Raw genomic sequence first — 13,608 nt, forward strand, 5'->3', positions numbered from 1 at the left:
GCATGGAATATTGCGTATTGAACATTGCTGTCCGTTAGGGGATTATGGCATAGTATTAAGCAATCTGCCACCAGCTATTTATATTTTAACCGGCAAGGCCGGATTTTTTCGTCAGGGAACAGGCCGGAGATTTGTCTTTACCTGCTGCATGTTTTTAAAATTCCAGGCTATAAAAAGGGTGTTGAAGCCATCTGCGGATCCTATCTTTCACTAAAAATGATGTTCGTATTTTAGCAGCATATGATACACCATAGCCTGTTACTTATTATATCGTTGTTTTTTGCAATGGCTTTGTTGTTTATATTAAGCCAGCGCATAAAAATCTCCTATCCTATTTTCCTGGTTATTGGGGGGCTGGGCATATCGTTTATCCCGCAAGTACCTAATATCAGCATCAGCCCCGATATGGTATTTCTTATTTTCCTGCCACCCCTGTTGTTTGATGCCGCATGGCATACGTCGTGGAGCAGTTTCTGGAAATGGAAGCGGTCTATTTTCCTGCTGGGCTTTGGGCTTGTGTTTTTTACTTCCATGGCTATTGCGCATTTTTCTGTCAGCATTATTCCCGGTTTTACACTGGCAATGGGTTTTTTGCTGGGCGGTATTATATCTCCGCCCGATGCAGTGGCGGCAGCTTCGGTATTAAAGGGCGCCAACATACCCAAACGGGGCATTGCCATACTGGAAGGTGAAAGCCTTGTGAATGATGCGGCTTCGCTCACTGTTTTCACATTTGCGCTGACTACTATAAAAACAGGCGATTTTGTAGCCCGGGATGCCATTGTTAATTTCTTTGTGCTTTCGGTTATGGGCGTGTTTGTGGGGCTGGTAATTGCCCATTTGCTGTATTTTATCCTCATATCGTGGGCAAAATCTTCCAGTATCACCACGCCCATTACACTCATTGCTCCCTACCTCATGTATATCATTGCCGAAGAGTTTCATTGGTCGGGGGTATTGGCCGTGGTAAGCGGCGGGTTGTTTTTATCGTTCCGCTCAAAAGATTTTCTTAATTACCACACGCGCATACAAACCAAGGAAGTATGGGAAACGGTTGATTTTTTACTGAACGGGTTTGTATTTATATTAATAGGCCTTGAGCTGCCCGTAATAATGGAAGGCATGAGAGGGGAATACCAGATAAGCGTAGCTATAAAATATGCGCTTATTATTGTGGCCATTGTGATTGCACTGAGGATTGTGCTGGTTTATTTAATGGAATTTGTTCCGAGATGGCTTAGCCCCACCATCCGGAAAAAAGAAAAGAGCCCGGGATTAAAATTTCCTTTTATTATAGGCTGGTCTGGAATGAGGGGCGTGGTTTCTTTGGCTTCTGCGCTTGCCATTCCGCTTACTTTGGATGATGGCAGCGCTTTCCCGCACAGGAACCTTATTCTTTTTATCACATTTGTGGTTATTCTTGTTACACTGGTTTTTCAGGGCCTTACATTGCCATTTTTTATTAAGCTTTTGAAGATTGAAGAGATAGATGATTATGTGCCCGCCGAAGTGCAGATAGAAGATATACGCTACCGCATAGCAAAAGAAGTGGTAAAATACCTTAGTGATAATTATAAGGAAGAACTGGAAAAGTACGAATCAGTCGCCAGGATAAAAGAACAGTTTGAAAGAAGCATTGAAGCTACGGATAAAGCGCGGGGCGAAGAACTGACTGCAAAAGAATTTGTAGGTTCTTCAAGAAAACTGTACAGAAAGATCATGCTCGACCTTATTGAACAGCGAAGGCGCATACTGCACAAGATAGAAGATGAAAAAAGCTATGAAGATTATATTATAAGAGACCTGGAAGACAGCCTGGACCTGGAAGAAGCGCGCCTTACAAAACAGTAGCAGGCCGGTCGGCCTGTGCAGCGGCCTGACCGGTGGTTTACCGGAAACGATGGTTTTTCCCGTAACCGCTTATTTCTTCTTCAGGCTTTCAATTACCACTTCCGGCAGAAAAGGAGAGGCATCGCCGTGGTTCTTAATAATATCCCTTACAATGGTTGAGGCCACATGCGTATAAATGGGCTCGCCGGTAAGAAAGATGGTTTCAATGCTTTTATCTAAAGTGCGGTTGGCATCGGCAATAGCTTTTTCATATTCAAAATCGCTTACATAGCGAATGCCGCGCAGTATAAACTTCGCGCCTATTTCATTGCAGAAATTGATGGTGAGGCCTTCATAAATGGCGGCATCAATGCCCGGCTCATCTTTAAAAATTTCCCGGAACCATTCCAGTCTTTGCTCGGCAGAAAACATAGGCGATTTGGATGCGTTTTTGCCTATGCCAATTACAATTTTTTTAAACAAAGGCTTTGCCCGTACGATAATGTCTATATGGCCCAGGGTAACGGGATCAAATGTGCCCGGAAATAAGCAAATACTCATAGCGTTCTCCTTATAACATTATAAAATTGTTTCGAAGATTGTTTTTTTATTGAACCTGTTCAGGCCTTATTATGAACCACCTGTTCTGCACATTGGGAACAGGAACATGGTTTCTTTACATCTTTAATGGAAAGGAGCACAAAGATTTTCATCGAAGATGAAAATACTATGATTTACCAAATATACAGCACCAATTTTAATGCTTGGTTCTATGTAATTTCTATGCACCTGTGTGGTCTATTAAAAAGTATTAAACAAGTTGTTGTTAAGCATTGGCATTTTGCGGGCTTAATAAATATAAAACCGCCATGCGTACCGCTACACCATTTTCAACCTGGTTTAAAATAATAGAATACGGCCCGTCGGCCACATCACTGTCTAATTCCACGCCGCGATTTATTGGCCCCGGGTGCATAATCACAATGTCTTTACCAATGCTGTCGAGCAAACTTCTTTTTATGCCATAGGCAAGATTATATTCCCGCAGCGAAGAAAACAATGGCTGGTTCTGCCTTTCTAACTGTATACGCAACACATTTGCCACATCGCACCACTGCAAGGCTTCTTTTACATTATAGGTAACATTTACATTAAATGCATCCTGCAGATATTTTGGAATAAGCGTTGGCGGGCCTGCAATGGTAATTTCAGCGCCCATTTTGGCAAGCAGGTAAATATTGCTGAGCGCTACACGGCTGTGCATAATGTCGCCGATGATGGCCACTTTCAAACCTTCCAGCCTGCCTTTTTTTTCCTGTATGGAATAAGCGTCGAGCAAAGCCTGCGTGGGATGTTCGTTAATGCCATCGCCTGCATTTACAATGGCTGCCGGAATATGCTGCGCAAGAAAATGCGGCGCACCGGTTGCACTGTGGCGCATCACCACCATATCCACCTTCATGCTGAGAATATTATTAACGGTATCAAGAAGCGTTTCCCCTTTTGCTGCTGATGACGTGCCGGCAGCAAAGTTTAAAACATCAGCGCTTAATCTTCTTTCGGCCAGCTCAAATGAAAACCTTGTACGGGTAGAATTTTCATAGAAAAGATTTACGATGGTTACATCGCGCAGCGAAGGCACTTTTTTTACAGGCCTTTGCAATACTTCTTTAAACTGGCTTGCGGTGGAAAGAATTAACCGGATATCTTCTTTGGAAAGATCTTTAATGCCGAGCAGGTTTTTTGATGACAGCCTCATTAAAAAGCGAAGATATAGTTTAGTTTGTAGTTTACAGTTTATAGTTTGCAGTTTTTATAACATACCTCCCGGTGGAAGGAAACCTTAAACTTTATACATTCAACTTTAAACACAAGGAGCAACAACCTGTGAACAAGTGAACCTGTAAACCTTAAAATATGCATCACTCCAATATCACTTCATCAGCACCATGATTTTCCTGCCAGCGCACATATACTTTTTGCGAAGGAAAAGTATCAATGGCGCGGCCAATGTAATCCGCCTGTATGGGCAGTTCGCGGCTGAAGCGGCGGTCAATCAGCACGCAGAGCTCTACTTTTTTGGGGCGGCCAAAATCAATCAATGCATCCAATGCGGAGCGGATGGTGCGGCCAGTCCATAAAACATCATCAATAATAACAATATTTTTTCCGGCGGTGCTGAAAGGAATTTGTGTTGTATTGGCAAGCTTTAATTCCTCACGAATATCATCGCGGTAAAAAGTAATATCGAGTTTTCCGTATAATATTTTATCTGAAGGAATTAACTGCTTCATTTCATCAACAATCCTGTCGCTCAAAAAAATGCCTCTCGGCTGAATGCCGATGAGCACTGTATTTTCAAGATTAAGATGATTCTCCAGTATCTGGTGCGCCAATCTTTTTACCGTTAACTTAATCTGGTTTTTTGTGAGAATAGATTTCAAAGCGTAGGTTTTTTTGATCCCGAATAAAGATAAAGATTAATTGTATTGGCTGATGAAGCAGCGTGTTACAGGTTCAATAATTATGCAGATCAAGCTGCATAAGCATTGAACGATGGAGCAAATTTTAAGGCAGTCTGGAATTGTTGTTACCGGTCTGACGCTTTGATGCGTCTGACCGTGTTTTACAACTATAAATTACCGAGGTGATGCGATCCGCCACGGCGGACAAGCTGCGACCATGCTGCCATGAAATACCGCTGCCGGCAACCTGAAAGATAAACAGCGAAGCTTTTATCCCAGCTCAGGATACAAAGGAAACTGCGTCATAAACTCATTCACTTTGCCTTTAAGTGATGAAAGAAAAGCTTCTTCATCGGCATGCATCAAAGCGGCATCAATGCTGTCAACAATAAACTGCATGTTTTCTTCTTTCATACCTCTTGTTGTTACAGCAGGCACACCGACACGAATACCTGATGTTACAAAAGCACTCTTATCATCAAACGGAACCATGTTTTTATTTACCGTAATATCAGCCTTGCCCAATACCTGTTCCGCTTTTTTACCGGATATATTTTTATTGCGAAGATCGAGCAGCAGCAAATGGTTATCAGTGCCATCGCTTATGCTTTTATACCCTTTCTCATTGAAAGCTTTGGCCATAGCCTGTGCATTGGCAATGACCTGCTTTGCGTACACCGTAAATGCATCGGTAAGAATTTCGCCGAAGGCCACAGCTTTTGCAGCGATGATATGTTCCAGCGGGCCACCTTGTGTGCCGGGAAAAACCGCCAGGTCGAGCAGGCTGCTCATCATGCGGATATTGCCTTTCGGGTCTTTTATGCCAAACGGGTTTTCAAAATCCTTGCGCATCATTATGATGCCGCCGCGTGGGCCGCGTAAGGTTTTGTGCGTGGTGGAAGTAACAATATGGCAATGATCGAATGGATCATTCAATAACTTCTTTGCAATTAAGCCGGCAGGATGCGCAATATCAGCCATAATCAAAGCACCCACTTCATCAGCCACTTTGCGTATGCGGGCATAATCCCAGTCGCGGCTGTAAGCGCTGGCGCCGCACACAATTAATTTAGGCTTTACTTCGCGTGCTTTTGTTTCCAGCATGTCATAATCAACTGTACCGGTTTCCTTGCCCACACCATAAAAATGCGGTACATACAGTTTACCGCTGAAGTTTACGGCCGAACCATGTGTAAGATGGCCACCCATGCTCAGGTCTAAGCCAAGAATGGGATCGCCGGGCTGCAAAACAGCCAGCATTACGGCTGCATTGGCCTGTGCACCGCTGTGCGGCTGCACGTTGGCATACTCAAGGTTAAAGATTTCTTTAAGCCTGTTTATGGCAAGCTGCTCACATTCATCCACCACTTCGCAACCGCCATAATAGCGGCGGCCGGGATAGCCTTCGGCATATTTATTCGTCATTACATTTCCCATGGCCTGCATGGTTGGCAGGCTGGTAAAGTTTTCACTGGCTATCAGTTCAATGCCGCGGCGCTGGCGTTCGAGCTCGTTTTGAATGAGAGAAAATACGGCTGTATCTTTTTGCATGACTTCAATTTGGGCGCAAAAGTAATCAGTTGCAGGTTATAAGATTCAGGTTACCGGTTTTAATCGGCAAATACCTGGAAGAAGAAGGCGTAAAGCCTGATGGTGCTTAAAGCATCTTTTTTATCCACCTTCACCAATAATTTTTTAAGCATGGCCTATGTTTGCAACAGCAGATGAAGCAGCATTGTTTTAATTTCAGGGGCCAGCATTTATGGCTTTCGCCGGAGCGGGCCGTTTTTTGGGAAGAGGAGAGAACGCTCATTTTATCCGACAGCCATTTTGGTAAAACCGGCCATTTCAGGAAAGCGGGCATACCCATGCCGCAACCTGCTTTTATGGAAGATTTGCAACGCCTTTTCAGCCTTTTGCAATTTTATAAGCCGGAACAACTGGTTGTTGTGGGCGATCTTTTTCACAGCCGCGCCAACAAAGAACATTTGCTGTTTGAAAAGTGGCGCAATGATTTTACACAACTTGAAATATTACTGGTTAAAGGCAATCATGACATCCTGCACGGCGACTGGTATGCACAAACAAAGATCAATGTGTTTGCTGATGCGCCTTTACGAATAAACACTTTTGCTTTCATGCATGATTATGCAGAGATAGAGAAATATACAGATCATGCTGACGCCTATTTCATCACCGGTCATTTGCATCCCGGCATTTCCATAAAAGGCAAAAGCAGGCAGCATTTAAGTTTTCCCTGTTTTTATTTTAATGATGCATTTGGCGTGCTGCCGGCATTTTCTAAATTCAGCGGGCTGGCATTGATCAAAAAAAAGAAAACAGACCATGTATTCGCCATAGTGAACGGCGAATTAATAGTGGTATAAAACGATTGGCAATGCCTAAAAAAATATATTGCTGAATTAAAAAAATGCCTTGATTTTTGCAACCACACGCATCAACAGGCCGGAGCTGCCATATCATTCAACGGCCGAAGTGTTGCGACGCAAGGGACGATGCCACGAAGCACGTAGCTCGTCACCAAAAAATTATGTATTCAAATGAGCGAGCTAAAAGTTTATAATTCACTTACAAGGGAAAAAGAAGTTTTTACATCCATCACACCCGGGCATGCAGGTTTATATGTATGCGGGCCCACGGTAAGCGGCGAAAGCCACCTGGGCCATGCAAGGCCATACATAACATTCGATATTGTTTTCAGGTGGCTGATGCACCTGGGTTATAAAGTGCGTTATGTGCGCAATATTACCGATGCGGGCCATTTTGAAGAAGAAGGCCGGGCTGCGGAAGATAAAATCTCTAAAAAGGCAGTGCTGGAAAAACTGGAACCAATGGAACTGGTGCAGAAATACACTAACCTGTACCATTGGGGCATGAAACAACTGAATAATCTCGACCCGACCATTGAGCCTGCCGCAACCGGCCACATTATTGAACAGATTGGCATGATTGAGCAGATCATTGCCGATGGTTATGCTTACGTGGTGAATGGTTCTGTTTATTTTGATGTGGAGAAATATAATACAGACTACAGTAAAAAAGGCGAGCCTTACGGCATACTGAGCGGCCGTGTGCTGGATGAAATGATCGCCACTACCCGCGAACTGGATAACCAGGAAGAAAAACGCAATACCAATGATTTTGCGTTGTGGAAGAATGCACCGCCCGAACACATCATGCGCTGGAAAAGCCCGTGGGGCGATGGTTTTCCGGGATGGCATATTGAATGCTCGGCCATGAGCACAAAATATCTGGGCGGGCAGTTTGATATTCATGGCGGCGGTATGGACCTTCTTTTCCCGCACCATGAATGCGAGATTGCACAAAGCAATGTTTGCAACGGCTATATACCTGCCCGTTACTGGATTCACAATAATATGATCACCATCAACGGTAAAAAGATGGGCAAGAGTTACAACAATGTAATTACGCTTACACAATTATTCAGCGGCGATAACCCTGTTTTGCAGCAGGCTTATCATCCCATGGTGATACGCTTTTTTATTCTGCAAACGCATTACCGCTCCACGCTCGATTTCAGCAATGAGGCCCTGCAGGCGTCAGAAAAAGGATTAAAGCGTTTGTGGGAAGCGTATGATAACCTTAAGAAGCTTTCACCGTCAGGCGGCAATGCTGCTGCCAATGGGGAAATTGATGAGCGTTGTATTAAGCTGCTGCGTGAAATGGATGATTTTATGAACGATGATTTCGGCACAGCCAAAGTATTGGCGAATATGTTTGAATTAGTGCCGGTGATTAATGGTTTGAAAGACAAGCACATTGCCGCCGATGCCATTAGCGCCTCCACCATTGAGTTGCTGAAAGAAAAAATGAAACTGTATATTGAAGATGTGCTCGGTTTGAATGTACAGGTGGGCTCAGACAATAATAAACTGGATGGCCTTATTCATGTGCTGATCAATATGCGTAAAGATGCCCGCGCCAGGAAAGATTATGCTACCAGCGACAGGATCCGTAACGAACTGCTCACACTCGGCATTCAGCTTAAAGACGAAAAAGACGGGAACATGAGTTACAGCCTCTCCTAAGCCTATCCCTAAATCCCTCCCGAGTAGTCGGGACAAGTTCTCCAAAGGAAAGGGACTTGATAGTCTCTAAAAATTTAGTTTCATTGCATTTCTATTAAGCTCGTTAGAAAGAAAGTAATGTAAGTTAAAAACGATATGAGCAATACAAGTTTTTTGGGAAGTGAAAGCCCTTCCCCCGGGGAAGGGTTTGGAATGGGCTGTCGCTCATCCATGTTAGCAAAGCTGGATGAAAACAAAATATGGGATGTTGTAATTATTGGTGGCGGCGCTACCGGCCTTGGCGCTGCGGTGGATGCTGCCACCCGCGGGCTTTCAACCCTGCTTATTGAAGCAGATGATTTTGCCAAAGGCACTTCGAGCCGCTCTACCAAACTGGTGCATGGCGGCGTACGCTACCTTGAACAGGGCAATATAAAACTGGTGCGCGAAGCACTGAAAGAAAGAGGCTGGCTGTTGAAAAACGCACCGCATACCACGCAGAAACTCGGCTTTATTATACCGGCATTTTCACTGGCCCAAAAAATTTACTTTGGCAGCGGCTTAAAAATATACGACCTGCTTTCCGGCAAACTGAGTTTGGGAAAAACAAAAATCTTAAACAAAAAATCAACCCTTAAATTTTTGCCCGGCATCAATCAGAATAATTTATCGGGCGGCATTGTTTATTACGATGGCCAGTTTGATGATGCAAGGCTTGCCATTGCCCTCGCCCAAACAGCCGTGAAACACGGCGCGGTTTTAATTAATTATTGCGAAGCCATATCATTATTAAAAACAGAAGCGCCTGCCGGCAAACAGCCCACAGTTTGCGGCGTTGTGGCGGAAGATGTGCTTTCGAATAAAACGTTTGAAATAAAAAGCAAAACGGTCATCAATGCCACAGGCGTTTTTGCTGATGATATTCTGCAGATGGATAATAAAAATGCAGAAGATATTGTAACACCATCTCAGGGAATTCATTTGGTAATTGATAAAAAAATTTTTCCCGGCGATTATGCTATGATGATACCCAAAACAGATGACAAGCGGGTATTGTTTGCTGTGCCCTGGCACAATAAAGTTATTTTGGGCACAACCGATACAGAAGTTAAAAGCATCAGCGATGAGCCTGTGCCCCTGCAGGAAGAAATTGATTTCATCTTAAAGCATATCAACCGCTATCTCAACGCTAATATTACGATTGATAATGTTGACAGCATGTTTGCAGGCCTGCGCCCGCTGGTAAGAACCAAGGGCGTTACGAATACCTCTTTATTAAGCAGGGATCATGTAATAATCGTATCTGTCTCCAACCTTATCACCATAACCGGTGGCAAATGGACAACTTACAGAAGGATGGCAGAAGATGCGGTTAACAATGCGGTATTTGTTGGCAAGATCAAAACCGGCGATTGTATTACCCATAACCTGCCGATAGAAGACAGCGCTTTCAGCGCTATAAATTATGACGGCAGCATTGAGCGCATCTATTCTTTAAACAATATTCAGCATTTTATAGAAAACGAAATGGCTGTTTGCATTGAAGATGTGCTGGCACGCAGAACAAGGCTGCTATTCCTTGATGCCCGCAAAGCCATACAGGCTGCGCCTTTTGTGGCAAAGCAAATGGCTGCTGTACTGAAAAAGGATGAAGCCTGGGTACAAAGCGAAACTGATAGTTTCACCGCATTTGCAAAGCAATATTTGCCTGAAGGAATGAGGCATGAGCTATGAGCTTCTAACCTTACGTTATTTAATGTACGATTGTTTCATTTAAAATAACCCGTGAACTGGTGAACCCGTGAACCTGTAAACTTTAAAATAAACGCTTCAGGCTGCATGCTGTGAGCTTACCTGCAAATGCTTCTTAATATAAATCATCCAGTTTCATGCGCAGGTATTTCAACACGCTGCGATGCGTGCTAAAGAGCGAGATGCCGATACCGATTATGATGAGCCCGCCAAACAAAGTAACTATAAGGCCGGTGTTATGAATGGCCTTTAATTGCGGAAACTGGCTTTCGGCCCACTGCATTAAGCTAAACAAAACTGCGATGGCTATAAGAGCGCTTATTAAACCATTTATAATGGCACGCAAATCCATGGGCCTTGCAATAAAACTTCTTGTTGCGCCCACCATTTGCATGGTTTTAATTAAGAAGCGGTTGCTGAACATGGCAAGGCGTATGGTGGTATCAATGCTTATAATAACAATAATGCAGAGCACAATGGCCACTACTAAAAATATAACCCCCAGTTTTGAAGCGCGCTCATTCAAGTTATTTACCAGCCCCGACGGATATTGAAGATCCGTGATCTGGTTGCTGTACAGGCGCATGATATCGTTTGAAATTTTATCAAGGCTGTCTTTATTTACATACGCGGCCCTTGCGTAAAAATCAATGCTTTCGGGCAAAGGATTAACATCCAGTATCTTATTCCAGTCTTCATTATTGTCTTTATTCCATATATCTTTTGCTTTTTCTTTATCTACATACACTACATTTTTAGCGTATGGCTGCCCGGCAATATATTGCCGGATTTGTGTAATACTGTCTTTGTTCATGGTGCGCAGGTAAGCGCTTATGCGAATGTCTTCTTTAAATGCATTGCCGGCCTGGGCCAGGTTCAAAAACAGCCAGCCCATAATGCCGAGGATCAATAAAACCAATGCCACACCCACAATACTGTAAATATAATTAGGCTTGCTGCGCCTTAAAGATTTGCTTTTAACTGCTGCCATAATATTTCCGCTTTTACAATGCCGGCAAATTTATACGATAAAGCCGCCTTTTATGAAAGAATAACCCCGTTTTCAGTTAACGATGTAAATCTTTTAATTATTATAACAAATAAAGGCTATATGATTTTTTATTTTCAGGCATAGTTTAAGCCTTGCCCGATTGATCATCGTTCTCAATCGTTTCCGGAAAAAAAATGCAATATCAAAAGTTAGTATTAATACATTCGTGCGCATGAACATAAACAGGCAATACGCAACGCTGGATGAATTTACCATTAAACAATATCGCAGCATACCCAACGCCACAGGCGAGCTCAGCGCTTTATTAAGAGACATTGGCCTTGCCGCCAAACGCATTAACGTGGAAGTAAATAAAGCCGGGCTGGTTGACATACTGGGCGATGCAGGCGCTGTAAATGTGCAGGGAGAAGAAGTTAAGAAGCTTGATATATACTCCAATGCCCAACTGATAGGCGTTTTAAAACACGGCATTAGCTGCGCCGGCATTGCCAGCGAAGAAATGGATGATATTGTGGTGTTTGACGATGAGATAAGTAACCACAGCAAATATGTGGTGATGTTCGACCCACTGGATGGGAGCGCCAATATTGACACCAATACTTCTATCGGTACCATATTCGGTGTGTACAGGCGTGTTACCTTGCCCGGTACACCTTGTGATACCAGCGATTTTTTACAGGCCGGTTCACGGCAGGTTGCTGCGGGCTACATTATTTATGGCTCCTCTACCATTTTGGTATATGCCACGCGCAGGGGCGTTAATGGTTTTACGCTCGACCCTTCCATTGGTGAATTTTGTTTAAGCCATCCTGATATAAAAGTTCCTGATGACGGGAAAATTTATTCCGTTAATCACGCGAACTTTTTTTCGCTAAGCAGCGGCATGCAGGCATACATTACCAACTGCCAGCACAAAAACGAAACCAATGGCGGCCCTTACACCAATCGTTATATCGGCAGCATGGTGGCTGATGTGCACCGCACTTTAATTAAGGGCGGCATCTTTATTTATCCCGGCACCGCCCAAAAACCTGCCGGAAAGCTAAGGCTGATGTATGAATGCAATCCCTGCGCATTTATTATGGAAGTGGCAGGCGGCAAATCGAGCAATGGCAGCATGCGCATACTGGATATTCAGCCAGCCAGGCTGCATGAAAGAACACCGTTTATTACCGGCAGTAAAAACATGGTGCAGGAGTGCCTCGATTATATTAATGATGCGGTGAAACCTTAAAAATTTTTTCCCCTATCAATAAAAATTATCAGGAAGAAGAAGTGCCAAACCCTTGCTTTGGCCAGGCTGCTTCACGAAAATTACCGGCTTCAGCCAATCCATTGCCATTAAATTAACCCATTCAGCAGCCGGCTATATGTTTTTGTGGATAATAGTTAGCTAAAATGTATTGTAACAGCTTTCTCAATCCCATTTTCCCGCTTTTAAGAAATGAGATTTAGGTGCATCAGGCGCATTTCGCCGCTATTAGTGTTTTTTTCGCTGTTTAATCATTCCTTCTCGCTGTTTTTTTAATCCTTCTCGCTGTTTTTTCAAGTCTTTTCGCTGTTTTTGCGATAATTCTCGCTGTTTTTTGAAATGATTTCGCTGTTTTTCCAATTATTTTCGCTGTTTTACAAATAAGTTTCGCCGTTTAAGCATTTACAATTACTGTAAATGCGCCGGTTTCTAATATAGATGGGTTCACCACTGTTATAGTGCTAAACCCTTTTTGCATGCCCACCTGTTCTTCTCTGTGAACTATCAACGGCGTTCCGCTTGTTGTTTTTCCTTTATAGATATGCAAATCTGTTTCTCCAATATTTGTGAGCGTAGTTCCCAGTTTTATGCTCATAATCGTTATTTGCTCCCCCAGTTTCAGCTTTGTGGTGCGCAGTTTGGGCTTTTGGGCGCTGTCGTCCACCACAAAACCCCAGTTTCCGAGGGCTTTTTGGTTGTTGCTGTACAATTTCATCAAATAATTACCAATAGCTTTCACGTTTGCCAGCACGGGCAGCCAAAGCTGGTTGCGAAGCTCGGTTTCGTTCTCGCTTTGCTGCGATGCGGCGGTGAAACTGGCGTTGTTCGTGGCAGCCTGTTCCACCTGGGCGCTGTCGGCGTTTAAGTTTATATTGTTTTGTGTGAGAAATGGCTGTAAAGGGCTGTCGCCGCTGGTATAACTGTTGTGCTTTGCGGTAAAAGCAATGAACACCGTGGTGCGGTCAGCAAATGCGGCGGGGTAATTTACCTTTCCGCCATCGGTAATGGTTATGCCCCAGTTGCCCAGTTCCTTCGTATTGCCTTTATAAAAGGTTTTGAGAAACTGAACGCCGCCGGTAAGGTGCGCCCAAGGCGCACTGATATAATGATCGCGGAGCTGTCGGTAGTTTTCGCTTTGCTTTTTAAGCAGGCCGCGGCTGGCATCGTGCGTTTGGGCCGCTGCGCCGGTGGCCGCATCGTTTGCCGGCACAATATTTTGCTGCGCCAGGAATGCAGTGAGCGGGCTGG

11 protein-coding genes are annotated in these 13,608 nt (G+C 43.9%); 5 read left to right on the forward strand and 6 right to left on the reverse strand.

Going from position 1 to position 13,608, the window contains the following annotated elements:
• Positions 1-240: 240 nt before the first annotated feature.
• Positions 241-1,851, forward strand: a complete 1,611-nt coding sequence (locus QM629_RS06790) for a Na+/H+ antiporter (RefSeq protein WP_415158507.1) — start codon at positions 241-243, stop codon at positions 1,849-1,851.
• A 69-nt stretch (positions 1,852-1,920) separates the two neighbouring features.
• On the opposite strand, the gene coaD is transcribed toward QM629_RS06790, so the two are convergent.
• The 4 genes from coaD to glyA form a co-directional block, all read right to left on the reverse strand.
• Complete coding sequence (gene coaD / locus QM629_RS06795) at positions 1,921-2,391, reverse strand: pantetheine-phosphate adenylyltransferase (RefSeq protein WP_415158509.1); 471 nt, start codon at positions 2,389-2,391, stop codon at positions 1,921-1,923.
• Positions 2,392-2,656: 265 nt separating this feature from the next.
• On the reverse strand, positions 2,657-3,589 hold the full coding sequence (locus QM629_RS06800; RefSeq protein ID WP_415158511.1) for an aspartate carbamoyltransferase catalytic subunit: 933 nt from the start codon (positions 3,587-3,589) through the stop codon (positions 2,657-2,659).
• 163 nt (positions 3,590-3,752) lie between these two features.
• Positions 3,753-4,274, reverse strand: coding sequence for a bifunctional pyr operon transcriptional regulator/uracil phosphoribosyltransferase PyrR (gene pyrR, locus QM629_RS06805; RefSeq protein WP_415158513.1), 522 nt, complete (start codon positions 4,272-4,274; stop codon positions 3,753-3,755).
• 291 nt (positions 4,275-4,565) lie between these two features.
• A complete protein-coding gene (gene glyA, locus QM629_RS06810) occupies positions 4,566-5,846 on the reverse strand; it encodes a serine hydroxymethyltransferase (protein ID WP_415158515.1) in 1,281 nt (426 codons plus the stop codon).
• 173 nt (positions 5,847-6,019) lie between these two features.
• Between glyA and pdeM the strand changes: the two genes are divergently transcribed.
• From pdeM to QM629_RS06825, 3 genes are all read left to right on the forward strand, one after another.
• On the forward strand, positions 6,020-6,682 hold the full coding sequence (gene pdeM, locus QM629_RS06815) for a ligase-associated DNA damage response endonuclease PdeM (RefSeq protein ID WP_415158517.1): 663 nt from the start codon (positions 6,020-6,022) through the stop codon (positions 6,680-6,682).
• Between the two features lie 174 nt (positions 6,683-6,856).
• Entirely contained in the window at positions 6,857-8,365 is a 1,509-nt protein-coding gene (gene cysS, locus QM629_RS06820) for a cysteine--tRNA ligase (protein WP_415158519.1), read from the forward strand.
• Positions 8,366-8,500: 135 nt separating this feature from the next.
• Positions 8,501-10,078 carry a glycerol-3-phosphate dehydrogenase/oxidase gene (locus QM629_RS06825; protein ID WP_415158521.1) on the forward strand — a complete coding sequence of 526 codons (1,578 nt, stop codon included), beginning with the start codon at positions 8,501-8,503 and terminating at the stop codon, positions 10,076-10,078.
• Between the two features lie 133 nt (positions 10,079-10,211).
• Here the strand turns inward: QM629_RS06825 and QM629_RS06830 are convergent, their stop codons facing one another.
• Positions 10,212-11,087, reverse strand: a complete 876-nt coding sequence (locus QM629_RS06830) for a cell division protein FtsX (RefSeq protein ID WP_415158523.1) — start codon at positions 11,085-11,087, stop codon at positions 10,212-10,214.
• Positions 11,088-11,319: 232 nt separating this feature from the next.
• Between QM629_RS06830 and fbp the strand changes: the two genes are divergently transcribed.
• On the forward strand, positions 11,320-12,342 hold the full coding sequence (fbp, locus tag QM629_RS06835) for a class 1 fructose-bisphosphatase (protein WP_415158525.1): 1,023 nt from the start codon (positions 11,320-11,322) through the stop codon (positions 12,340-12,342).
• 412 nt (positions 12,343-12,754) lie between these two features.
• Here the strand turns inward: fbp and QM629_RS06840 are convergent.
• The coding region (locus QM629_RS06840) for a hypothetical protein (RefSeq protein ID WP_415158527.1) at positions 12,755-13,608 on the reverse strand (854 nt) is incomplete at its 5' end.

Source organism: Parafilimonas sp. (genome assembly GCF_047606085.1).
Lineage (GTDB): Bacteria > Bacteroidota > Bacteroidia > Chitinophagales > Chitinophagaceae > Parafilimonas.